The 23,516-nt window shown below is 31.2% G+C and carries 24 protein-coding genes; 6 read left to right on the plus strand and 18 right to left on the minus strand.

Annotated features, from left to right (window positions below; translation table 11 throughout):
* Positions 1-41 precede the first annotated feature (41 nt).
* Both Q4528_RS07760 and Q4528_RS07765 read left to right on the plus strand, forming a co-directional pair.
* On the plus strand, positions 42-1,232 hold the full coding sequence (locus Q4528_RS07760; protein WP_046466573.1) for an NEAT domain-containing protein: 1,191 nt from the start codon (positions 42-44) through the stop codon (positions 1,230-1,232).
* A gap of 160 nt (positions 1,233-1,392) precedes the next feature.
* Positions 1,393-4,005, plus strand: coding sequence for an NEAT domain-containing protein (locus tag Q4528_RS07765; protein WP_046466572.1), 2,613 nt, complete (start codon positions 1,393-1,395; stop codon positions 4,003-4,005).
* 58 nt (positions 4,006-4,063) lie between these two features.
* Here Q4528_RS07765 and rpmF read toward each other — a convergent pair whose 3' ends face one another.
* Positions 4,064-4,237, minus strand: a complete 174-nt coding sequence (rpmF, locus tag Q4528_RS07770) for a 50S ribosomal protein L32 (RefSeq protein ID WP_017637655.1) — start codon at positions 4,235-4,237, stop codon at positions 4,064-4,066.
* Between the two features lie 78 nt (positions 4,238-4,315).
* The gene (locus Q4528_RS07775; protein ID WP_017637656.1) at positions 4,316-4,876 is read right to left on the minus strand and encodes a YceD family protein; all 561 of its coding nucleotides are present in this window, start codon (positions 4,874-4,876) and stop codon (positions 4,316-4,318) included.
* Between the two features lie 126 nt (positions 4,877-5,002).
* Here Q4528_RS07775 and Q4528_RS07780 point away from each other — a divergent pair, with 126 nt between their 5' ends.
* Positions 5,003-6,145 (plus strand): nucleotidyltransferase, encoded by a 1,143-nt coding sequence (locus tag Q4528_RS07780; RefSeq protein WP_303521158.1) that lies wholly within the window; start codon positions 5,003-5,005, stop codon positions 6,143-6,145.
* 59 nt (positions 6,146-6,204) lie between these two features.
* On the opposite strand, the gene coaD is transcribed toward Q4528_RS07780, so the two are convergent.
* Positions 6,205-6,690, minus strand: coding sequence for a pantetheine-phosphate adenylyltransferase (gene coaD / locus Q4528_RS07785; RefSeq protein ID WP_017637658.1), 486 nt, complete (start codon positions 6,688-6,690; stop codon positions 6,205-6,207).
* 1 nt (position 6,691) lies between these two features.
* Complete coding sequence (gene rsmD, locus Q4528_RS07790; RefSeq protein ID WP_046466571.1) at positions 6,692-7,234, minus strand: 16S rRNA (guanine(966)-N(2))-methyltransferase RsmD; 543 nt, start codon at positions 7,232-7,234, stop codon at positions 6,692-6,694.
* Between the two features lie 68 nt (positions 7,235-7,302).
* Here rsmD and Q4528_RS07795 point away from each other — a divergent pair, with 68 nt between their 5' ends.
* Entirely contained in the window at positions 7,303-7,692 is a 390-nt protein-coding gene (locus Q4528_RS07795) for a DUF7147 family protein (protein WP_046466570.1), read from the plus strand.
* Between the two features lie 26 nt (positions 7,693-7,718).
* Here the strand turns inward: Q4528_RS07795 and Q4528_RS07800 are convergent, their stop codons facing one another.
* Positions 7,719-7,970: a YlbG family protein gene (locus Q4528_RS07800; protein WP_017637661.1), complete on the minus strand. Its 252-nt coding sequence runs from the start codon at positions 7,968-7,970 to the stop codon at positions 7,719-7,721.
* Between the two features lie 270 nt (positions 7,971-8,240).
* On the opposite strand from Q4528_RS07800, the gene Q4528_RS07805 reads away from it, so the two are divergent.
* Positions 8,241-9,161 carry a lysophosphatidylglycerol phospholipase D gene (locus tag Q4528_RS07805; RefSeq protein WP_046466569.1) on the plus strand — a complete coding sequence of 307 codons (921 nt, stop codon included), beginning with the start codon at positions 8,241-8,243 and terminating at the stop codon, positions 9,159-9,161.
* Between the two features lie 73 nt (positions 9,162-9,234).
* Here Q4528_RS07805 and hisIE read toward each other — a convergent pair whose 3' ends face one another.
* The 12 genes from hisIE to cyoE all read right to left on the minus strand — a co-directional run bounded on the left by hisIE (position 9,235) and on the right by cyoE (position 18,561).
* Positions 9,235-9,864 carry a bifunctional phosphoribosyl-AMP cyclohydrolase/phosphoribosyl-ATP diphosphatase HisIE gene (gene hisIE / locus Q4528_RS07810; RefSeq protein WP_046466568.1) on the minus strand — a complete coding sequence of 210 codons (630 nt, stop codon included), beginning with the start codon at positions 9,862-9,864 and terminating at the stop codon, positions 9,235-9,237.
* The gene (gene hisF / locus Q4528_RS07815; protein WP_046466567.1) at positions 9,861-10,619 is read right to left on the minus strand and encodes an imidazole glycerol phosphate synthase subunit HisF; all 759 of its coding nucleotides are present in this window, start codon (positions 10,617-10,619) and stop codon (positions 9,861-9,863) included. Before hisF ends, hisIE begins: the two co-directional genes overlap by 4 nt.
* Positions 10,616-11,320 carry a 1-(5-phosphoribosyl)-5-((5-phosphoribosylamino)methylideneamino)imidazole-4-carboxamide isomerase gene (hisA, locus tag Q4528_RS07820; protein WP_029055509.1) on the minus strand — a complete coding sequence of 235 codons (705 nt, stop codon included), beginning with the start codon at positions 11,318-11,320 and terminating at the stop codon, positions 10,616-10,618. The genes hisF and hisA overlap by 4 nt, the downstream gene beginning before the upstream one ends.
* A complete protein-coding gene (gene hisH, locus Q4528_RS07825; RefSeq protein WP_046466566.1) occupies positions 11,313-11,891 on the minus strand; it encodes an imidazole glycerol phosphate synthase subunit HisH in 579 nt (192 codons plus the stop codon). The genes hisA and hisH overlap by 8 nt, the downstream gene beginning before the upstream one ends.
* Entirely contained in the window at positions 11,888-12,466 is a 579-nt protein-coding gene (hisB, locus tag Q4528_RS07830; protein WP_046466565.1) for an imidazoleglycerol-phosphate dehydratase HisB, read from the minus strand. Before hisB ends, hisH begins: the two co-directional genes overlap by 4 nt.
* 59 nt (positions 12,467-12,525) lie before the next feature.
* Entirely contained in the window at positions 12,526-13,764 is a 1,239-nt protein-coding gene (hisD, locus tag Q4528_RS07835; protein ID WP_303521163.1) for a histidinol dehydrogenase, read from the minus strand.
* Entirely contained in the window at positions 13,757-14,371 is a 615-nt protein-coding gene (hisG, locus tag Q4528_RS07840) for an ATP phosphoribosyltransferase (RefSeq protein ID WP_046466564.1), read from the minus strand. The genes hisD and hisG overlap by 8 nt, the downstream gene beginning before the upstream one ends.
* Before the next feature lie 30 nt (positions 14,372-14,401).
* Entirely contained in the window at positions 14,402-15,220 is an 819-nt protein-coding gene (locus tag Q4528_RS07845) for an ATP phosphoribosyltransferase regulatory subunit (RefSeq protein WP_046466563.1), read from the minus strand.
* A 246-nt stretch (positions 15,221-15,466) separates the two neighbouring features.
* Positions 15,467-15,901 (minus strand): YlbF/YmcA family competence regulator, encoded by a 435-nt coding sequence (locus Q4528_RS07850; RefSeq protein ID WP_017637670.1) that lies wholly within the window; start codon positions 15,899-15,901, stop codon positions 15,467-15,469.
* A 19-nt stretch (positions 15,902-15,920) separates the two neighbouring features.
* Positions 15,921-16,964 (minus strand): CAP-associated domain-containing protein, encoded by a 1,044-nt coding sequence (locus Q4528_RS07855; RefSeq protein ID WP_046466562.1) that lies wholly within the window; start codon positions 16,962-16,964, stop codon positions 15,921-15,923.
* 196 nt (positions 16,965-17,160) lie between these two features.
* Positions 17,161-17,622, minus strand: a complete 462-nt coding sequence (locus Q4528_RS07860) for a DUF420 domain-containing protein (RefSeq protein ID WP_029055516.1) — start codon at positions 17,620-17,622, stop codon at positions 17,161-17,163.
* 27 nt (positions 17,623-17,649) lie between these two features.
* On the minus strand, positions 17,650-18,561 hold the full coding sequence (gene cyoE / locus Q4528_RS07865; RefSeq protein ID WP_303521165.1) for a heme o synthase: 912 nt from the start codon (positions 18,559-18,561) through the stop codon (positions 17,650-17,652).
* Between the two features lie 246 nt (positions 18,562-18,807).
* On the opposite strand from cyoE, the gene Q4528_RS07870 reads away from it, so the two are divergent.
* Entirely contained in the window at positions 18,808-19,725 is a 918-nt protein-coding gene (locus Q4528_RS07870) for a COX15/CtaA family protein (RefSeq protein WP_046466561.1), read from the plus strand.
* A 54-nt stretch (positions 19,726-19,779) separates the two neighbouring features.
* Here the strand turns inward: Q4528_RS07870 and Q4528_RS07875 are convergent, their stop codons facing one another.
* Positions 19,780-23,232, minus strand: a complete 3,453-nt coding sequence (locus Q4528_RS07875; RefSeq protein ID WP_303521168.1) for a pyruvate carboxylase — start codon at positions 23,230-23,232, stop codon at positions 19,780-19,782.
* Positions 23,233-23,516: the final 284 nt, after the last annotated feature.

Below are 23,516 nucleotides of genomic sequence, written 5' to 3' on the forward strand. Positions count from 1 at the left end.
TTTTAATGACATAGCACAATCATTTTTAGGAGGAAAACATCATGAACAAACATTATCTAAATCCTAAGTTTTATAAGGAGAATAATCATGCATCATTAAGAAGATTTACAATTGGAAGTGCAACTCTTTTATTAAGTGTATTACTTTATGCAAGTAATGGAGAAAATCATGCGCAGGCTGCTGAAACAAATCAAAATAATAATCAAAATACAGCAGTATCACCTTCTTCATCACAAAATAATACTGTATCTGAAGAATTGAATTTCCAAGTTCAAAGAGATGGTTCAAATGAAGTGTCACACATGGATGAATATATGAAGCATCCTGGTAAAGTAATTAAAAAAGATAATCAATATTATTTCCAAGCTACATTAACAAATGCTTCATGGTGGAAAGAATATAAATTTTTCGATAAAAACAATCAAGAATTAACTACCAATGTTGTTAATGATGACACAGCAAACGATACAAAAACGTTAGATATTTCAGTAGAACCAGGATATACAAATATCACATCAAGAATACATATCGTTATTCCAAACTTAAAGTATGATCATACTTATACAACGCATTTGGAATTTGCGAAACCTATTCCAACATTAGGCGAAACTAATACTAATAGTGATAGTAATACAGCATCTCAACCTAACAATGATGTAGTAACTACTCCAGCTACTGGAGACAATAACAACGGTGCTACTGCTCCAAGTACTGGAGATAACAACAATGTACCTACTACTCCAGCTTCTGGGGACAACAACAATGCATCTACTACTCCAAATACTGGAGACAACAACATTGCACCTACTACTCCAGCTACTGGAGATAACAACAATGCACCTACTACTCCAAACACTGGAGATAACAACAATGCACCTACTACTCCAGCTGCTGGGGACAACAATAATGTACCAACTACTCCAGCTGCTGGGGGCAATAATAATAATGGAACTAATACAAACACTGGTGACAATGTCGGTAAAAATGGCAAAGACAGTAAAGGTGGCAAAACTGGTAGAAAAGAAGATGAAGGTAAAGATAGCAAATCTAATCAAAATAACGGGGATAAAGATGCTAAAAACTCACAAAATAGCGACGACAACAAATCAAAAGAATTACCTGATACAGGTAAAGTAGCTTCACATAGTTACTTTAATGAATTAGCTATGGCGACGATTGCCCTATTCACATCTATTACAATGTTTGTTTTCAGAAGAAAGCACTCTAAATAATCATATGAAACCTATATTGAGAAGTTGATATCTCTCAGTATAGGTTTTATTATTTTTTTATAAAATGGATTGCAATATATTTATACTTTGAGTTACAATACATGTGAACGATTGATAATGATTATCAATCTGTATTAAAACTATAGGAGTTGTTTACAACATGAACAAACATCAACAGCATAACTTCCCAAAATTAAGGTCTTTTTATTCAATACGCAAATCTACACTTGGTGTAGCTTCGATAGTAGTAAGTACACTATTCATTTTTACTTCTCATGGACAAGCCCAGGCTGCCGAAAATTCTAATGACAATAATGTACAAAATCAATCGGCATCTACGGCGAATTCTGATCAATCAAACCAATCTCAACCTGTAACTCAACCGGTTGAAAATAATAATCAAACACAAACAACGAATCAGCCTACTGCCTACCCTGCAGCGGATCAGTCTATAAAAGATGCTATTAAAAACCCTGCAGTTGAAAACCAACCTCATGACATTGGTCCAAGAGAGACAGTCAATTTCCAACTATTTGATCAAAATAATGAAACACAATATTATCACTATTTTAGTATTAAGAACCCTGCTGATGTCTATTACACAAAAACTAAAGCAAACGTTGAACTTGACCTTGATACAGGTTCAACTTGGAAGAAATTTGAAGTTTATGAAGGAAACACAAAACTTCCTGTTAACTTAGTGTCTTATAATCCAGACACAGATCATGCATATATTCGTTTCCCTGTGACTGATGGTACACAAGAACTTAAAATTGTATCGTCTACACAAATTGATAATGAACCTGAAACAAATTATGATTATACAAAATTAGAATTCGCTCGACCTATTTATAATGACCCATCACTCGTTTTAAATGATAATAGCAGTAATAATGCTTCGGAAAATGCAACTGATAACACAACACCAACAAACACTACCAACAATTCAGATAATAATGTAAATTCAACATCAAATAATAACGATGTAAACTCAACAAATGATAATAATCAAAGCGTTAGTAATCAAACTAATAATAGTCAAAATCAACCAAATGAAAACCAATCTGTAGATACAACACCAAATAATAATCAATCAAATACTACAGATAATAATAATCAAAATGATGACACTCAAAATCAAACTGCAGATACAACACCAAATAATAACCAAAGTAATAATGAAGAAAATCAGTCACAAGCTAATGATACAGTCTATCCTCCTGCTGATGTATCAATAAAAGATGCTATTAAAAACCCAGCAGTATTAGATAAAGATCATAGTGCACCCGTTACACGACCTATTGATTTTGAAATGAAAAAAGAAGACGGTGACAGACAATTTTATCATTATGCAAGCACATTAGATCCAGCAACTGTGATATTTACTAAATCTCAACCAGAAATTGAATTAGGATTAAAAACAGCACAAACATGGAGAAACTTTGAAATTTATGAAGGAGACAAAAAACTTCCTGTTACGCTCGTATCTTATGATTCAGATAAAGACTATGCTTATATCCGTTTCCCAGTTTCTGTAGGCACAAAAGAAGTTAAAATTGTATCATCTATTCAACTTGGTGAAAATAAAGTCGAAAATTATGATTATACTTTAATGGTTTTCAAACAACCGATAACTAATAACCCTAATGATTACAAAGATGATGAAACTTATACTGTAGATAAATTATTAGCACCATATCGCAAAGCGAAGACACTAGAAAGACAAGTATATGAATTAGAAAAGTTACAAAAAACTTTACCTGATAAATATAAAGAAGAATATAAATTCAAATTAGAAAAGACAAAAGCTGCTTTAAAACAACAAGTTCAATCAGCAATTGTTGAGTTTGAAAATGCAAAACCAACTAACGATCAATTAACGGAAGTACATGATGCTAATTTTGTTGTATTTGAAAGTGAAGAAAATAATGAGTCAGTAATGGATGGATTTGTTGAACATCCTTTCCAAATTGGTACATTAAATGGTAAGCAATATGTAATTATGCGTACTAAAGAAGATAGTTATTGGAAAGACTTTATTGTCGAAGGTGAACGAGTGACAACTATTTCTAAAGATAAAGAAAAAAACACTAGAACATTAATTTTCCCTTATGACCCTAATAAAGCAGTTTACAATGCAATAGTTAAAGTCGTAGTATCTTCTATCGGTTACGATGGTCAATATCACGTAAGAATTATAAATAAAGATGTCCCAGTTGAAGATACATCTTCTACAAACGTAGACAATTCAATAATTGATGCAGAAAATAATCAAAATGACCCAACTACAACAACTAACAACGAAAACACTCAAATAACTGATGTAGTTAAAGATAACAACACTGATAATCAAACAGATGAAAATGTAGATAATAATGAATCAAATAGTGATAATACAACAATCCCTGATCATAATGTTGATGATATTGCAGATATTGTCGAAGATCACGATGTCGATAAAAACGAAGATAATGAAGTAACTCAAAAAGTTGATGAAGACAGTGATATAATAATACCTGAAAGTGTTAAAACAGATGAAGATATTGATAAAGAACATGTTAAGAAAAAAGGAACAACTGAAACCAAAACTGAGAGTAAAGATAATGTAAAAGATAGTGATAAACAAAAATCAAAAGAGCATGACATGAAAAAAACAACATCTCTTCCAGAAACTGGTCAATCTTCATCTCAAGGATTGACATGGTCATTATTGTTAGCGTTAACTGGTTTAACTTTTATCCTACCAAAGAGAATTAAACATTCTAAAAAATAATACAAAAAAATCCCGTCTGAAAATTAATTTCAGACGGGATTTTTAATAATATCTAAAATTATTTAGATACTACTTCTTCACCATTGTAAGAACCACAGTTTTTACATACGCGGTGAGTTAATTTGTATTCGCCACAACTTGGGCATTCTGTCATACCAGGTACTGACATTTTGAAATGAGTACGGCGTTTGTTTTTTCTAGTTTTAGACGTTCTTCTTTTAGGTACTGCCATGATTTATCCTCCTTAAAATTAAACACATAATTAAATGATATCAGTTTATTTAACAATATTATATCATTAATTAAACCGTTATTGTTCTTTATCGTATAATTGTTGTAATTTCTGAAGCCTTGGATCAACTTGATTACTATTTGAACCATCGTCTTCTTGATCTTGTTCTTGGACAAGTTCAACGAATTCATCTTCATCAATCACTTCCCAACCATTGCCTTCGGTTAACATTTGATCACTGTTGTCTGAATAAGCACGCATCGGTTTTTCGATGATAACTAAATCTTCAACAATATCTTTAATATTAATCATACCGTCAGTAGCTAGATGATAATGTTCATCCTGCTCTTCTTCATCGGTATAATAATCACTACCTTCTAAATCAAATATTTCAGAAGTTTCTACATCCAATGGCACTTCTACAGGAACTAAAGTACGAGCACACGGCATCGTATATGTCCCAGTGACATGTATGTCAGCAATAACTTCATTTGATTTGATAGTTAATTTACCGTCAACATTGATTTCAGAAAGATCAATGAGATCTAATGATTCTTTTAAATGCTCAAAATTCGCCGTTTGATTAAATTCAAAAGGCTTACCTTGATATTTTCTTAATTGTGTTATTGACCATTTCATATGGCTTCACCTCTAACAAGCACAAAATTTATTTTAACTTTCTCAGTATAATATGTCAAGATTTTTTCTTAACATACGTACTTCTGTTACAATACTAATAATGAATTCTGAAAGGAAGAAATGCAAATGAAAAGTGTTGGCTTGATTACTGAATATAATCCTTTCCATAATGGGCATCTATATCATGCTCAACAATCTAAAATAAATTCTCAAGCAGATGTTTCTGTTGCAATAATGAGTGGCAACTTTGTAATGCGTGGCGAACCAGCTATATTCAATAAATTCATTCGTACTCAAATGGCACTTTCTGGTGTTGATTTAGTTGTAGAATTACCTACTATCGCAAGTTTATCTTCTGGAGACTTCTTTGGAAAAATGGCTATTAAAGTAGCGAATTATATCGATATTAACACAATATCTTTTGGTAGTGAGCATGGTAATATAGTTGAGTTACAAAATGCAGTCAATCACGTGCTTGAATTAGAAAATAATCCTATATTCAAGTCCAAAATTAAAGAAGGTAAAAGTTATCCAAGAATTATCAGTGAACTGATTAAAAACCAACAAACTTTAAATATTTTACAATCACCTAACAACATCTTAAGTATAGGATATCTTAAAGCAATCCAGCAATATGCACCACATATTGAAGCAATGACGATTTACCGTGAGTCAGCACAACATCGTGATAACACAATAAAGCATCAACAATTTGCGAGTGGGTCTTCCATCCGCCAATCTTTAATCAATCAAGAAACTGATTGGTATAAAGTAGTACCTCAAAATATTAAATCACTGTATCAAAATCAAATGACTACAGTTGAAGATACTTTCCCTTACATCAAACATCAATTGTTAACACAAGACACTAATACTTTAAACACTATATATACTGTCAGTGAAGGGTTCGAAAACAGATTAAAAACAATCATCAAAGATGTCAATTCGTTTAAAGAATTACTAAGTAAAACGAAAACCAAACGATATACCTATACACATATACAACGTATCCTAATGAATATCCTGCTCAATATTCATCAACATGATATTACAAACGATATACGAGCAATTAGAATTTTAGGTATGAATGAACAAGGTCGCGCTTATTTAAAATATTTAAAGCAACAATATCCAGAACGGCATTTTATAACCAATATCAATAAATCTTCAGCTACATATTTCCCTATCGAAATTAAAGCAACAAATGTATACAACTTATTAAGCCAACAATCTCAAAATGATTTTAATACACCAGTGATTCAAACATAATTTAAGACCGTACTATCGATGATGACTATTAAAAGAGTCACATAGTACGGTCTGCTTTTTTATTTATAATATTTTTCTTTTAATGCTTCAGCAACATTAGGAGGTACAAATTCCGAAATGTCTGCTTTATAAGCTGCAACTTCCTTAACGATACTAGAACTAATAAATGAATAATTCGTACTAGTCATCATATACATAGTTTCAATATTATTATTCAACTTTTTATTCATTGATGTTAAGCGTAATTCATATTCAAAATCACTTACCGCACGTAATCCACGTACAATCGTTTTCGCACCGACTTGTTTGCAAAAATCTACTAATAAACCATTAAAATGATGTACTTCCACGTTGGAAAGATGTGCTACAGAGCCCCTAATTAAATCCATACGTTCTTCTATATTAAACGTGCCGCCTTTACTACTATTTTTCAAAACACAGACATGTATTTCGTCAAAACGATCTGCACTTCTTTCAATAATATCTAGATGACCGTATGTAATTGGATCGAAACTCCCGGGAATGACTGCTTTCGTCTTATTCATATTAATCTCCTTTTTCTAATAGCAATGTATCTGTCAAACCATAATGATATCTTTTTATTTCTTTAAACGGTGCACTTTGAATATGTTCTTCATTACTAAACTCACAGATGATAATACCATTTTCTTTAAGCAAATTAAACTCATTAATGCTTTTTAATGCTTCATCAATAAGACCTTTTTTATATGGCGGATCTAAAAATATGTAATCAAATTGAATCTCTCTTTTAGCTAAAGCTTTTAACGAACGATCAGCATTATTTTTATATACTTCAGATTGTGCTAATAAATCAAGTTGCTTAAGGTTTGATTTAATCACTTTAACTGCTTTAAAATTTTGATCGACAAAGATTACTTTATCCATACCTCGAGATAATGCTTCAATTCCTAATGCGCCGCTTCCTGCGAATAAATCCAAAGCTATGCCTGATACTTCATGTAAACTATTAAAGATGCCTTCTTTAACTTTATCCATAGTTGGCCTAGTATTTCGACCTTCCAAACTTTCTAATGCCTTACTTTTATGTATTCCCGCAATGACACGCATCACTTTCACACTTCCATTTCACAATATAATTTAATATAATTTGGGATAAAAGGAGATTGATTAAACAAATGAAACAATCATTTATTGTTTTAGGTGAGGGTTTAACAGATTTATTCGAATTCACCACTCTCATCGACTACAACCATACTAGAATTGATAAAATAATCTATTTTCATTCCCCACAAACTGAAAAGCAATTATCATCAGTAGCTATCATTATGCAACCGACTGAAGGTAATTATTTCCAAGCAATGTATATGATGATTAACGCATTAAAATATCCATATCCAAATAGTAATAAGAAATTTGACATGATTAACCAGAAAGCAGAGGCATATGATATCCCAGTATTAGGTATAGATGTTCAACCTCCAGAAGCTTTCCATGACAATGACTTATATTTTAACTATTTAATTAGTGTTTTACGATTACAACGTTGGATACCACCATTACAATAGGAAACACATTTCTTAACGAACACGAGTTATATGACTTCGTGTTTTTCTTTTTCATACGTTTTCTTTAAAAATTTGTATGGTGAACCATCTATATGTTGAACATATTTTAATTTCATTAGTTTATTAACGACATCGTCCGCTTCACTTTCATTAACATACATGATAACGAATTTACGTTGACGATTAGAATGAACGATGTGTCCATATTTTCTAATTTGTCTTTCATGTTTGATATGTTTTAAATAAACAATAAGGCTCACTCTTTGAACTAAATTCATCTTTGCTCACTCCATTTAATATACACAGTTTTTATCATATCATGAGTTTAAATTTTATGAAATAACAATCACTTCCATATATTCCATCCCTATTTATATTATTCTATTAAATCAAAACCAATCTTCATAATGGGATATTCCTATACTTAATTCGTCAAGTAAATATTTGTCTATAAAAAATAAAATAATATTCCGTTCTTCACGCACTTCATTTTTCAAATATGAAGGATATCTGTTAATATAACTTTAATACCTAAAGGAGGATATCAAATGGTTAAACTAAATAAGTGGTTCATTAATGGTTCATTCGCAATTGCAAGTATTGTTGGAAGTGTGATTTATGTAAACAAAAATAAAAAACCACGTGAAATTAATGCAATCCCTCCATTTTTCACAGGTGTAGCACCATATTTATTTGCGCATAGAGGCGGCATGGCTGTTAGACCTGAACAAACAAAGCTTGCATTTGATAATGCAGTACAATATGGCGTAGATGGATTCGAAACAGATGTAAGGCTCACTAAAGATAAGGAACTTATCGTATTCCTTGATGCAACTGTTGATAGAACAACTAACGGTTCAGGTAAAGTAAGTGAACATACTTTAGAAGAATTAAGAAAATTAGACGCTGGATATTATTTCACAGATATAAATCGTCAATATCCATTTCGTGGACATGAAGATGCTAAAATTTTAACATTTGAGGAACTTTTAGAGCTTTATCCAGAGATGTATATTAATGTTGATTTGAAAGATCATCCAAACAGTTATGAAGGTTCTATTGCACCTGAAGTCATTTATCATCAAATTGTTAAACATCATGCAGAACATCGTGTATTAGTAACAAGTTTCCATAAAGAACAAATTGAACGCTTTGATCAATTAAGTAAAGGTACTGTAGCAATTGGTGCGAGTCAAAACGAAGTAGCAGATGCGTTTATTAAGTTTAATACGTTTAGAGGACATAAATTCCATCCGAAAGCTAATACTTTCCAAATGCCAACCGAATTTAAAGGAATCAAGCTTACTTCTTCTAGATTTATTAAATGGTTAAAAGTATTAAATATTGTACCAGGATTTTATGGCATTAATAGTATTGATTTAATGACAGATTTATACCAAAAAGGTGTGCATACACTTGTAACAGATCGACCTGATTTAGCACAACAATTTAAAGAGACATTAAAATAATAAATAGCAAAAATCCTTAACGAATAATCACCTTTTCGTTAAGGATTTTTACTTTTACAGACACCGATGTGTATTACCAATTTTCTATAGAATCTCTTTCACCTTTAAAGTTGTTACTTTTATGATGACGTTGTTCTAATACTTTTTCAATTGCTGAAAAAGAAATATTTAACGAATGTAATAAGACAAATAAATGATATATTAAATCCGCCGCCTCGTTGATAACTTCTTTGTTATCATTTTTCATAGCTCCTATTACAACTTCAAACGATTCTTCTCCAAATTTCTTAGTGATTTTTTCTATACCTTGTTCTAACAAATAATTGGTATAAGATTTAGAATGATTAGTTCTAGATCGTTCTTTTATTGTATGTTCCAATAATTGAACTGCAAAATGTGTCTTTGTACTAAAACAGCTTTGATTCCCAGTATGACATGTTGGACCATTAGGAATAACTTCGATTAGTATTGCATCATTATCACAATCTGTATGTATCGTAACGACTTGTTGCGTATGCCCCGATGATTCCCCTTTAGTCCACAATCTTTGTTTAGACCTTGAATAAAAAGTTACTACGTTCTCTTCCATTGTTTTATTAAATGCTTCTTCGTTCATAAACCCGAGCATTAATACTTGCTTCGTTACATAATGTTGTAATATGACCGGTACTAAACCTTTACTAAAATCTACTGTGACTGTCATCTTACTGGCACACCACCTTTTCTTAATGTGTGCTTAATATCAGCTACTGTATATGTTTTACTATGTAAAATACTAGCAGCTAAACCGGCAGATACATCTGTTTCTTTAAATAAGTCTAGAAAATGTTGAGGATTTCCACCACCACCAGAAGCAATGATTGGTATATTCACCTTTGATTTAATATCTGATAAATGTTCAATATCAAAGCCAGTTTTCATACCATCGTGATGGATACTGGTTACAAGTAATTCCCCAGCACCAAGTTCTTCAACTTGTTGAATCCAATCATATACTTTTATAGAGGTTAATTGTTTACCTCCATGTGTAGTACAAAAATAGTCATTTTGTTCCGCACTATAATAACTATCAATAGCAATACAAATACATTGACTTCCAAATTTTTGGCTAGCTTCTTTAATTAAATTAGGATTTTGAAGTGCACTAGAATTTAATGACACTTTATCTGCTCCATGATTAAGTAATTGCGAAATATCATCTAAAGTTTGAATACCGCCTCCAACAGTCAATGGTATAAACAATTGTTTAGAAATGGTTTCGATAACTTCCAACATTAAGTCATGTCCTTTTTCAGTTTTAGAAATATCTAAAAATACAAGTTCATCTGCTCCCGCTTCATTATAGTATTGTGCTAATTCAAGTGGACTACCTATATCGGTTAATCCCTTAAATTGTATTCCCTTAACAACACGCCCATCCTTAACATCTAAACAAGGAATGATTCTTTTTTTTATCAAGATAACCCCTCCCAAAAACTGGGATTATGTGCAGCTTTACCGATAATCGCAGCATAAACACCCAATTTTTCAAATTGGTTTAAATCTTCTTGATTTCTAATACCTCCAGAAGCAATAATACTTAATTCAGTTTGTTGTACTAATTGTCTTGTTAATTCAAAATTAGGACCAGCTAACTTCCCATCTTTTGAAATATCAGTATAGATGATGCCACCTAAAGGTAAATGATTCACTTGTTTAACAACATCAAACAAATTGAGTTGTGTATCTTCTAGCCAACCATTAATCTTTATATCTTGTTTGTATGCATCTATAGACAAATAAATCTTTTTAGGAAATAGATATGACATTCTTTCCAACCAAGTTAAATCTTGAATACCTTTAGTTCCAACTATGCAGTAATCTATACCTATATCAAAATAATGATTTAAAGTTTCTTGTGATCGAATCCCTCCACCTACTTCTATAGGTTTTTGAGATAATGATCTTAGCTTTTTAATATAATGACATTCTTGAGTTTGCTTTAATTTTGCTCCTATAAGATCCACAATATGTATACGTGAAACACAATCAAATTGATTATAAAATTGGATGCTTTCCTCAGCTGTCATAGTCATTTGCTCTTTAGATTCATATTTACCTTCAGTTAGTCTTACACTCGTTGAGTCAATCAAATCGATTGCCGGCCATATGTTAATCATTTATAAAACCGCCTTTCAATGCTTGATTTAAAATTGCCAATCCTTGTTCACCACTTTTTTCAGGATGGAATTGTATTCCTATACAATTGTTATATTGTACTACTGCAGGAATTTGACACTCATAATCTGCATATGCAACAACATGATTATTCATTATCGCTTGATAAGAATGTATAAAGTAAACATCACATTGAAGTAATTGATGATCACTTTTCAATAAATTCCAACCTAAATGCGGGATAGGTTGTGATGTATGGATTGGCACTATTCGTCCAGGTATCAGTCCTAGTCCTTCCACATTACCTTCATCACTATGTTCAAATAACAATTGCATTCCTAAGCAAATACCAATAATAGGTTGATTTTTAATTCGTTTTAAGATAGTGTCTAATCTTTTATTTTTAATTTCTGCCATTCCATCTTTAAAATGTCCAACACCAGGTAATACAATTGCATCTGCCTTATAAATAATACTTTCGTCGTCGGTCAATATTGTCTCATAGCCTAAAAATTCAATTGCCTTTTTCAAGCTGTTAATATTGCCTAGACCGTAATCAACTATAGCTATCATTCAATCACACCTTTAGACGAAGGTATTTCAAATTCAAGAGTTGGGGTTAAAGCCTCTTGTAATGATTTAGCAAAAGATTTAAATAAAGCTTCAATTTCATGATGGGTATTTCCACCTCTAATTAAGTCCATATGTACAGTTAACCTCGCATTAATAATAAGTGCTCTAAAAAATTCTTCTACTAATTCTGTATCAAAATGACCTACTTTTTCTTTGCTTAATTGAACATTAAATGAAAAATATGGACGGCCACTAATATCAATTACAGTTCTTGCTAACGTTTCATCCATAGGTATATAACTTGTACCATATCTTTTAAAACTTTGCTGAGTCTTAACCATTTCCAATATCAACTGTCCTAAAACTATCCCAATGTCTTCTGTCACATGATGATCATCAACATATGTATCTCCTTTAGCTTCAATTTGTAATGATAAGCCACTATGAAAAGCAAAAAGTGTTAACATATGATCTAAAAATCCTACGCTTGTATGTATATTAGGTTTTTCCTTTTCTTTACTTATAGCAATTGAAATAGAAGTTTCAGCGGTTTGACGTGATTTTTGATAGTTCATTGAACTTCCTCCTTGTTGTTAATTCTGAAAATCACTTTTAAATATGGCTTGACCATATGTCAATGTCGAATATGTATTGATTGTTGATGATTATTAAGTGATTCTACACATGCTAACCTTTCTGCAGAATATGCTACCTTTTTAAAAGTTGATTTTGATAGATTAATCACACTGTGACGTGTCATAAAGTCATTAACTGATAAACCATTCGAAAATCTAGCAGTTTGGTTTGTTGGTAAAACATGACTTGGTCCAGCAATATAATCACCAATTGCTTCTGGAGCATAATGCCCTAAAAATAATGCACCTACAAATTTGATTTGATCAATAAACTGTTCTGGATGTTTAGTTTGAATGGATGCATGTTCAGGTGCAATTTTATTCAAAATATGACAGGCATCTTCCATATCACTTACTTCAATTAAGTAATGATGATTGGCTATACTTTTGGACACTATAGAATGACGATCTATTGTTTTTAATTTATTATCAATATTTAACTGAAGTTGTTGTAATATTTGAGCATTGTCGCTAATAACAAATGTACGAGCCATTTCATCATGTTCAGCTTGAGCAAAAATATCATATGTAATGGCGTCAATTTGAGCAGTCTCATCAATAATCATAGCTAATTCAGTAGGGCCGGCAATTTGATCAATGCCTACATCTCCATAAACATATTTTTTTGCAAGCGCAACATACTGATTACCTGGACCAACTATTTTATCAACAGGTTTAATTGTTTCTGTACCATATGTAAGCGCCGCTATACTTTGTGCACCTCCAACTTGATAGACATGATTTACGCCAGTTAAGTGACAGGCAGCTAAAACTTCTTTAGAAACGCCATTTGTTTTTGGAGGTGTCACAACAACAATCTCTTCAACGTTCGCGACTTGTGCAAGTGTAGCCGTCATTAGAACAGTAGAAGGATAGCTTGCTTTACCACCTGGAACATATATCCCAACGCGTTCTATTGGATGGTAAACTTCATAACATTCTCCCTTTTTAGTAGAGGAATACTTTATCTTTTCTTGATATGATTTAATCCTTTCATAGCTTTGGTGTAACGCATTAAGTGTATCTTTATTTAATTCATCATAGGCCTTTTGTATGTCTTGCTTTGAAATTTCTAGAGATGTTGTGTCTACATGATCAAAAGTTAAATTATACTTTTTCAAGGCTGCATCACCATTGACTTTAACATCATCACAAATATTTTTAACTAACAGGTATAAGGACTCATCTAATGATTGATTGTTACAATAAAGTTCTAAAAATTGTTGTGCTTTAAGCATTTATCATCTGCACCCCTAACATATTAATAAATGATTCTATTTCTTCACCCTTTTTAAAATACTGTGTTCTATTTGTAATCAATCTTGCTGAAATATCAGTAATTTTTTCTTTTTCAACAAGACCATTTGCTTTTAATGTAGTACCTGTTTGAACAATATCAATAATTCCATCTACCATTCCTACAATGCATGCGAGTTCTATTGAACCACTTAATTTTACAATTTCAATATCTATTCCTTTGTTTTTAAAATAACGTGAAGTTGTTTGAACATAACTCGTAGCAATTTTTTTATAATCATTTGTAACAGGTTTAGCTGCTAAGGAAAAATGACAGTGTCCAAATGGTAAGTCGCATAAATTATTAATATTATATTTATTTTCATTTAAGATATCAGTACCTACAATACCTATATCTGCAATGCCTTGTTCCACGTATATTGGTACATCACTTCCCTTTACTATAATAAAATCAATACCATCTATCGTAACTAATAATTGACGTTGTCTATGCTTTAGTCCATTTGATAATAAAAATAGTTGTTCTGCCTCTAAATAGTTGATAAAACTTTCTAATAATCTCCCTTTCGCTAAAGCCACTCTAATCATATTGTCACCCCTATTCTTTGAATATGCTGATTATAAAGTCAAAGCCATACCGTATCCTTGGAGGTCACCAGAGTAAAATCCACCAGTTAGTATGCTAGTATCATGTTTATTTAAATAACATCTGATAAAAACACCTTTATAATAAGATCTTGATGGTTGTGCCGAAATATCTAAATGAATATTGGTCAAACCTTGTTTGATTAGTTGCTCTTCCCAACTTTTTAACGTAAGTAATGTTTGAGATGATTGGTCCAAATATTGACTTAATTTTGATAATTGATGACGTGTGCTTTCTGATAGTAATTTTAAGATAGGATGATTATGCGGTAATTGATGTTTTAATCCCGATAGATTTCTCTCTTCAATCATGTTTTTAATAACTAAAGTTCTATATTTTTCTTCTAATAATTCATTCAATAATTGATAATGACCTAAAATAATTAGCTGAATATCATCTTTTAAATACGTTTTAATAAAATGGTAGAAATCATTAAAACTATCATTGAATTGATTATATATAGGCAAATAATTCTCGATACCTATTTGTGATATGACCTCATTATTTCTGACAATAGGTCCAGAATAAGCAACCTTCTTAAAATCTGTTGGAAATATTGAATGATAACGTAGTAATTGATCAGTAAAATCGTGTCTTAAACTATAAATGTGATTGTTATTTTGCCAAAAATTCCTTTCTTTCATTTGTAATAAGTCCTCTTTCGTCAAATGACTCCAATCTAATTTTTCAATTAAATCTATATCTACAAGTTTGTAATTTTTATTTGAAAAGTACTTTAAGAATGCTAATTCAATTTCTTTTATTTTTATTATCTGATTTTGCTTATTCATACTCTACCTCCTTTACTTCCGACTTTAATGCTTTACTGTAGTAAAGTTATAGTTGTATTATAAGTTACCATAAAGACAAATAATAAACAATGTTTATTCATAATTTTCTGATAATTAAAATTAATATGATCTCCATCTTTAAACATAAGGGTTTATATGAATTAAAAAACTCCCCAAATATTGAGTTTAATCAATATTGGAGAGATATCTTGTATGTTTTATAAATTTGGTAAAATTTAAATCATTTTATAAAGAACAGTTACATGATCCACCTGAAGCACAACCTTGTGCAGTCGTTTGAAAAAATGGATTGCCTGTATCAATTTTTACATTATCCGAAACAGCTAAAGCAATTTTACTAATAACTTCATCAATTAAATTCTGTAATGCTACTTCTTTTGACTTATAGTCCATTACCACTGGTAACATTTCATATGCTCGTTTACGTTGGCGTGTTTCCATCATAATTGTCTTATAGTCAGGATGATATCTACCAAATCGCATTACATCGTCGTATTGATCTTTGGTCTTTAGGAAAGCCGAATATAATAAGTGTGCTTCATCATTTTGGTTTAATAATTCTTTCGCTTTAATATATTCATCATAAATTTCTGAATTAACTATCATATCTGATAAGGCTTCGACGTCATCTAAAATTGACAATGTTTCTTCATTTATCATTTGTCATTCTACCCTTCATTTATTTTTCTAAGAAAATTAACGAATAATAATCTTTCATTACTTCTCCGCCCATTTCTTCATATTTCGTATTTAACATTCTAGAGCGATGAATATCGGAGTTCATCCAACTATGGATTAATGTTGGGACATCATCAAAGTCGTAACCTACATTCTGACTTGTCGATTTATAACTAACATCTCTTTCATCTAATTGTTGTTTTAAAGCATTTTCAGTAAATTCTACTGAGTCAGAACCACTTTTAGTCGCGTCAAATAAATTTATTGAAGCAATATGTGCAATATCATTATTTACCTTTAACGGTTTTAATCCCTTTAGTTTTCTCATTTCATTAGTTACCTCATAAAGTGTCACTAATTGATTTGTATTTTGTTCATAAGGTATATCTTTATTTTTTAAATTCGCTGTAGAATGAGATTCATTCGTTTTATATGGTTGCAATGTAGCTAATGCATCTTTATCTAAAAAGCGTATTGCCATGATTTTATTCGTTTGTTGGTCTGAATAAACTTGCGCATATATATTACCATATTTAATTAAAGTTTGTGTTTTTAAATCTTCATCTGATAATTCAAATTCATATTTTTTATTATTTGATTTGATTGTAGGTTCGGGATTGATGCTTGTATTTTCGAATATTTTTGAATTGCTTTCATCTATATGTAAAGGGTTAATATGAGCATCTTTTCCAGTTGCATAAACAGATTTTATTTTATTGTCTTTTACACTGACAATGTAATATTGATTTGTTTTCTTGAATACATAATTTTTATAGCCATCTTTATATGGATATGTTCGGTTAGCTTGACCGTATTTTTTGGTAAGTTGATCAATGTCCTTACCAATCCATGTTCCTACACCATTTTTAGGTTTTGGATTTTCTATATTTTTATTTGAATTTTTGAATTGTTCCGTTCTATCACTTTTTTGGCTTTTATTTGGATTTTCTAATACATCAAATTTTAGCCGTGGTGAGTAAAATAAATAGATTAGAAATGATACTAAAAAAACAACTCCTAAAATTCGTATAACTAATTTTTTCATCTTTCACCCACCTTAACTGAATTATTACTATTGTACATAATTACTTATTTCATAATCAAGATAAGTCTATTGTTATTTCTAGAATTACGAAGCACAATTTTACAAAATGGTGTCTTACATTGGATTAGATTCTTAATATAAAAAAACTGATAAAACTATACAGAAAGTTTTATCAGTCACAATCTTATTTATTCAATTATAAACCTAAAGTAGCTTTAATTAATGATGTTGTTTCTCCACCTGGATACAAGATGTATAACAGTACATAAACTGCTACACCAGTAATCGCTGTGAAAAACCATATTACTGAAGCAATAGGTCCAATTTTTCTATGAATTTTAAATTTCTCTTTAAAAGCTAATACAATTTGTATTATTCCTAAAATCCCACCAATTGTTGCTAAGTTAATATGGAAAATTAAGAAAATAGTATAATAAATTTTAACACTATCTGGTCCACCGAATGCGGTATTACCAATAAAGATTGTTCTACTAGCATAAATAATAAAGAATGTTGCGGCAAAAACGGCAGCCCATAACATTACTTTTTTATGCTGATCAATTTGTCTTTTCCAAATAAGTCTCCATCCAATTGCCACTAATATCGCACTAATGACAATACACGAAGTACTTATTGTAGGTAAAATAGGTACGTTCATATGTTTCATCCTTACTTAATTTTGTATTTATATCATTTTAATAAGTGATACGACTACAACGAGTACGAAAAATACTACTAAATAGTTTAATGAGTAAATAAACATTTTAGTTGCCCATTTGTTTTGATCAGTATTCTTTTTAAATGATGTAAAAGCTAGTGCCATCCACCCTAAATTTAATAAAGTAGCTAAAACAATAAATGTTGTGCCTAAACTAGATAACATAAAGGGAAGTGGTAATAGTAATACTAACCAAATAAACATGCTTACTCGTGTTCTATTGAATCCTTTTACAGATGGTAACATTGGAATATTAGCTAATGAATATTCATCACTACGTTTAATTGCTAACGCATAAAAATGTATTGGTTGCCAACAAAATACTACTAAAAATAGTGCTATTGCTGCAACACTTATTGATCCATCTATAGCTACCCAACCAATTAAAGGCGGTACAGCTCCAGGGAAACTACCTACAATTGTATTCCAAGTCGTATGTCGTTTTGACCAGATTGAATAATATGATACGTATCCTATGATACCAAATAATCCTAAAACACCTGATGGTATATTTAATAAAAATAAACAACCTTCACCTATTAACATCATACCAAAGCTTAAAATTAATAAGTGCTTATCTGAAATTCTATCATTTACAGTGGGTCTATTCTGTTTACTAGGCATAATTTGATCTATGTCTTGATCATAATAATTATTAAGTGCACATGCGCCACCCATTATTAATGTAGAACCTATAATCATTAATAAAATTTGAGGTATTGACGATAGGAAGGAGTGATTTGTCATTACAACAGCCAACCAAGAACCAGCAAATGCAGGGATTAAATTCCCTTGAACAAGGCCCATTTTAATAATCTGTTGTAATTCTTTAAATGTCACTTGGCCCGTTTCCTGTGACAATGTTTGTTCTTTACTCATAATTCCCCTCCTAGAATTTTTTCATATAATACAATGATATAGCAAATAGTCATAAAAGACTAGGTTTTAAAAAATTAAATTGTGACACTTTAACGACATTCCAAATAGTTGATTTTGTAACGTAATTAAAAATGGTATCATTGATATAATGTAAAAGAAAAATATATACGTTAAAATAAATTACAAAATGTCCATTTTTAATGAGAATAGTTGTTAGATTTTATTTTAATGATGGGGTGTTTATCATTGTTTAGAAAAGGAAACCTTAAATGGTTAAGTGTCTTAGCAACAATTATTATGACATTCGTACAATTAGGTGGTGCGCTAGTAACTAAAACTGGTTCGGAAGATGGTTGTGGTTCATCGTGGCCGTTATGTAATGGAGCACTTCTTCCACAAAACTTACCAATACAAACAATTATTGAATTAAGCCATAGAGCAGTTTCAGGACTTTCATTAATTGTCGTAATATGGCTAGTCATTACCGCTTGGAAACACATAGGGTATATAAAAGAAATTAAACCATTATCTATCATAAGTATAGGTTTCTTATTATTACAAGCCTTAGTTGGTGCTGCTGCTGTAATCTGGCAACAAAATGCATATGTATTAGCATTACATTTTGGAATCTCTTTAGTTAGCTTTTCATCAGTATTTTTAATGACATTAATTATTTTCTCAATTGATCAAAAGTATGAAGCTGACGAATTAATGATTCAAAAACCATTACGTACGTTAACATGGTTAATGGCAATCATCGTATATTTAACTATATACACTGGTGCTTTAGTAAGACATACTAAATCAAGTCTAGCATATGGTGCTTGGCCAGTACCTTTTGATGATATTGTTCCACATAATGTACATGACTGGGTTCAATTTGCACATCGTGGTATGGCATTTATTACTTTTATGTGGATTATGATTACGTTTATTCATGCAATTAAAAACTATAGTGATAATCGTACTGTAAGATATGGCTATACAGCTGCATTTATTTTAGTTATTTTACAAGTAGTAACTGGTGCTTTATCTGTTATTACTAATGTAAATTTATTTATTACATTGTTGCATGCTTTATTTATTACTTACCTATTCGGTATGATTGCTTATTTCATCTTATTAATGTTGAGAACGACAAGAAGTCTTAAAAACAAAGCTTAATTATAAAGCCGAAACATTCTTGAATATTGAATGTTTCGGCTTTTTTAATATTTATTAAGATGGATCTTTTTCTAATTCAATTAATAAATCTCCTGTAGCTATAGCATCTCCATTCGATACTGTGATTTGTTTTATAGTACCATCAAATGGTGCTTGTACCGTTGTTTCCATTTTCATTGCTTCTGTAATGAGTAAAGCTTGATTTGCTTTCACTTTATCTCCAACAGCTACCTTCACTTCTGTGACAGAACCTGGCATTTGTGCCCCAATATGATTTGGATTGGTTTTGTCTGCTTTTGGTTTTACATTTACATTAGCTTTTACACTTTCATCTTTAATATAAATGCGTCTTGCTTGTCCATTCATTGCATAGTAAATTGTTCGTTGCCCATTTTCATCGGGTTCGCTAATTGTTTCTAGTTTAATAATCAATCGTTTACCAGTATCAATTTCTATTTCAACTGTTTCACCGTTTCTCATACCGAATAAAAATGTTGGTGTATCTAACAATGATAGGTCCCCAAATTGTTCCTTAGTAGCAATAAATTGTTTATAGACTTTAGGATATAGGACATAGCTAATGATATCTTGTTCTGTTACTTCTGTATTTTGAATGTTTGCTAATTCTTTTCTGACTTCTTCAAAATCAACAGATTCTAAATATTCTCCAGGTCTATTTTCCAATGGCTTTTGACCTTTAAGTATGACTTTTTGCAACTGTGGATTAAATCCATTTACTGGTTGCCCAATTTCTCCTTTAAAGAAGGATACTACAGATTCTGGGAAATCTAATTTATGTCCTTGATTAATGATATCATCTTCATTTAAATCATTTTGAACCATGAATAGTGCCATATCTCCTACTACTTTAGAAGAAGGTGTCACTTTAACGATATCTCCAAATAGGAAATTAACACGACGATACATATCTTTTACTTCATCAAAACGTTCACCTAGACCAAGACTTTTAGCTTGTTGGCTTAGATTAGAATATTGTCCACCTGGCATTTCGTGTTGATATATTTCTGTATTCGGTGACTTAATATCACTTTCAAAATCTGTATAATATGGACGAACTGTAGCCCAGTAATGACTAATTTCTTCAAGTCCTTCTATATCTGTTCTCAAGTTACGTGGGAATCCATTTAACGCATAATACAATGAATTGGCACTTGGTTGACTTGTCAAACCACTCATTGATGCTACAGCAGTATCAATAATATCTACGCCAGCATCTATCGCTTGTTTATATGTTAGTAAACCATTGCCACTTGTATCATGAGTATGCAAATGTATAGGTAAATTAACCGCTGCACGTAAATGACCGATTAGTTCATATGCTGCTTTCGGTTTTAATAATCCTGCCATATCTTTAATAGCTAAAATATGGAAACCTTCTCTTTCTAATTCTTTAGCTAATTTGACATAATAATCAAGTGTATAAATATTTGATCTTTCTGAGTTTAAAATATCACCAGTATAACAAATTGTTCCTTCAGAAATTTTACCAGCTTGTTGTACCGCTTCATTCGCTACTTTCATTTGATCAATCCAGTTTAAAGAATCAAAAATTCTAAAAACATCGACACCAGCTTCTGCACTTTCTTTTACAAATTTTTGTATTACATTATCTGGATAATTTTTATATCCTACTGCATTTGAAGCACGTAATAACATTTGGAATAAAACATTGGGAATAGCTTTACGTAGACGTTCTAGACGTTCCCATGGATTTTCTTTCAGGAAATTATACGCTACATCAAATGTAGCACCGCCCCACATTTCTAATGAAAAACTATCTTTAAATACTTCTGCAGTTTTAGATGCAATATTTAACATATCTTTTGTTCTTACTCGAGTAGCTAATAAAGACTGATGTGCATCTCTGAAAGTAGTATCTGTAATGAGTACATCATCTTGTTCTCGTACCCATTTCGCTACTCCGTTTGGACCTTGTTGATCTAGTAACTGTTTCGTTCCTGAAAATGTATCTATCTTTGCTTGTGATACTTTAGGAATAGAAGCCGTTTCATATAACGGTTTAGGTCGCTTTTCAACATTAGGAAATCCATTAATTGTTACATTCCCAATATATTCAAGTGTCTTTGTTCCTCTATCTAATGTTGGTTGAATGTTAAATAATTCTGGTGTTTCTTCTATAAATTTAGTAGTATAATCTCCACTTCTAAACTGGTCATTTCTCATAACATTAATTAAAAATGGAATATTGGTTTTAACCCCACGAATTCTCATTTCTCTTAAAGAACGTTCCATCTTTTCTTCTGCTTGTTTAAATGACATAGCATGTGTAGATAGTTTTACTAATAAAGAATCATAATACGGTGATATTTCAGCACCTTGGAAACCATCACCTGCATCTAATCGTACGCCAAAGCCTCCACTTGATCGATATGCAATAATGGTTCCCGAATCAGGCATAAAGTCATTTAAAGGATCTTCAGTAGTAATACGACATTGAATTGCATATCCTAATGTTTGAATATCTTCTTGCTTTGGCATACCAACTTCTTGGCTAAATAATTCGCCACCGTCTGCAACTAATATTTGCGTTTTAACGATATCTATTCCAGTTATCATCTCAGTTATCGTATGTTCTACTTGCACACGAGGGTTAACTTCAATAAAGTAAAATTCATTCCCAGACACTAAAAATTCGACCGTTCCTGCATTAACGTAATTAATATGTGACATCAATTGGATTGCCGCATCACATATTTCTAAGCGTAATGATTCAGGTAACCCTACAGAAGGTGCTACCTCCACTACCTTTTGATGACGTCTTTGAACCGAACAATCACGTTCATATAAATGAACAAGATTACCATATTCATCACCGATAACTTGTACTTCTATATGTTTAGGATTATCGATGTAGCGTTCGATATAAATTTCGCTATTACCAAATGATTTTTCAGCTTCTGATTTAGCGCGATGAAATGCATCTTCTAATTCACTGGCTTCACGAACAATTCGCATTCCTTTACCGCCACCGCCACTTGTAGCCTTAATCATTAACGGATATCCAGCCTGACTTGCAAAGGCCTTTGCCGCTTCAAAGCTTTCAATAGGTCCATCTGTACCTGGTATCACAGGTAAGTTAGCTTTAAGTGCAGTTGTTCTTGCTTTAACTTTATCACCAAACATATCTAAGTGTTCTAGATGAGGTCCAATAAATTTAATGCCTTCTTCAGCACATCTACGTGCAAATTGTTCATTTTCACTTAAAAAACCGTATCCTGGATGTATAGCATCAACATTTGCTCTTTTAGCTACTTCTATAATTCTTTCGATATTTAAATAACTTTCTGCTGGTCCTAAATCACTACCTACTAAATAAGATTCATCTGCCTTATATCTATGTAATGATGATTTATCCTCATTAGAATAAATTGCTACTGTACTAATATTCAACTCTGCTGCTGCCCTAAAAATTCTGATAGCAATTTCACCACGATTGGCTACTAATAACTTCTTGATGTGTTTCAAGAGTAAAAACACCCCTTTTAAATATTTAGAATTTTCTAACTACTTATATATTAAAATTTTATCCTATATAGCAATTATTTTCTATAGTTAATATATATTAGTCATAATTCTTTAACTTAAGTGTCATAAAACCAAAACAAATTATTTTATTTTAATAATTCACTTATAATCAAATAAACTTATCATTAACAATAACTTTATATTATCATTATGTTGAAAGTATTTCCAGTTTAAAATAATTTACAAATAAAAAAGCTAATCCCTTACCTTTAGAAAATTCACTG

The sequence above is a fragment of the Staphylococcus pasteuri genome, from assembly GCF_030547725.1.
Classification (GTDB): domain Bacteria; phylum Bacillota; class Bacilli; order Staphylococcales; family Staphylococcaceae; genus Staphylococcus; species Staphylococcus pasteuri.

What these genes read in the sequence shown, in the direction of transcription:
- hisB (WP_046466565.1), bottom strand. Translation starts at nt 12,466, where the DNA reads ATGAACTATCAAAAATCACGTCAAACCGCTGAAACTTCTATTTCAATT.
- hisIE (WP_046466568.1), bottom strand. Translation starts at nt 9,864, where the DNA reads ATGACAGTCACAGTAGATTTTAGTAAAGGTTTAGTACCGGTCATATTA.
- hisG (WP_046466564.1), bottom strand. Translation starts at nt 14,371, where the DNA reads ATGATTAGAGTGGCTTTAGCGAAAGGGAGATTATTAGAAAGTTTTATC.
- hisD (WP_303521163.1), bottom strand. Translation starts at nt 13,764, where the DNA reads ATGCTTAAAGCACAACAATTTTTAGAACTTTATTGTAACAATCAATCA.
- Q4528_RS07860 (WP_029055516.1), bottom strand. Translation starts at nt 17,622, where the DNA reads ATGAACGTACCTATTTTACCTACAATAAGTACTTCGTGTATTGTCATT.
- cyoE (WP_303521165.1), bottom strand. Translation starts at nt 18,561, where the DNA reads ATGAGTAAAGAACAAACATTGTCACAGGAAACGGGCCAAGTGACATTT.
- Q4528_RS07765 (WP_046466572.1), top strand. Translation starts at nt 1,393, where the DNA reads ATGAACAAACATCAACAGCATAACTTCCCAAAATTAAGGTCTTTTTAT.
- hisA (WP_029055509.1), bottom strand. Translation starts at nt 11,320, where the DNA reads ATGATTAACATATGGCCGGCAATCGATTTGATTGACTCAACGAGTGTA.
- rpmF (WP_017637655.1), bottom strand. Translation starts at nt 4,237, where the DNA reads ATGGCAGTACCTAAAAGAAGAACGTCTAAAACTAGAAAAAACAAACGC.
- Q4528_RS07805 (WP_046466569.1), top strand. Translation starts at nt 8,241, where the DNA reads ATGGTTAAACTAAATAAGTGGTTCATTAATGGTTCATTCGCAATTGCA.
- Q4528_RS07845 (WP_046466563.1), bottom strand. Translation starts at nt 15,220, where the DNA reads ATGAATAAGCAAAATCAGATAATAAAAATAAAAGAAATTGAATTAGCA.
- hisH (WP_046466566.1), bottom strand. Translation starts at nt 11,891, where the DNA reads ATGATAGCTATAGTTGATTACGGTCTAGGCAATATTAACAGCTTGAAA.
- Q4528_RS07780 (WP_303521158.1), top strand. Translation starts at nt 5,003, where the DNA reads ATGAAAAGTGTTGGCTTGATTACTGAATATAATCCTTTCCATAATGGG.
- Q4528_RS07800 (WP_017637661.1), bottom strand. Translation starts at nt 7,970, where the DNA reads ATGAATTTAGTTCAAAGAGTGAGCCTTATTGTTTATTTAAAACATATC.
- Q4528_RS07850 (WP_017637670.1), bottom strand. Translation starts at nt 15,901, where the DNA reads ATGATAAATGAAGAAACATTGTCAATTTTAGATGACGTCGAAGCCTTA.
- coaD (WP_017637658.1), bottom strand. Translation starts at nt 6,690, where the DNA reads ATGAATAAGACGAAAGCAGTCATTCCCGGGAGTTTCGATCCAATTACA.
- Q4528_RS07775 (WP_017637656.1), bottom strand. Translation starts at nt 4,876, where the DNA reads ATGAAATGGTCAATAACACAATTAAGAAAATATCAAGGTAAGCCTTTT.
- Q4528_RS07795 (WP_046466570.1), top strand. Translation starts at nt 7,303, where the DNA reads ATGAAACAATCATTTATTGTTTTAGGTGAGGGTTTAACAGATTTATTC.
- Q4528_RS07855 (WP_046466562.1), bottom strand. Translation starts at nt 16,964, where the DNA reads ATGAAAAAATTAGTTATACGAATTTTAGGAGTTGTTTTTTTAGTATCA.
- Q4528_RS07760 (WP_046466573.1), top strand. Translation starts at nt 42, where the DNA reads ATGAACAAACATTATCTAAATCCTAAGTTTTATAAGGAGAATAATCAT.
- rsmD (WP_046466571.1), bottom strand. Translation starts at nt 7,234, where the DNA reads ATGCGTGTCATTGCGGGAATACATAAAAGTAAGGCATTAGAAAGTTTG.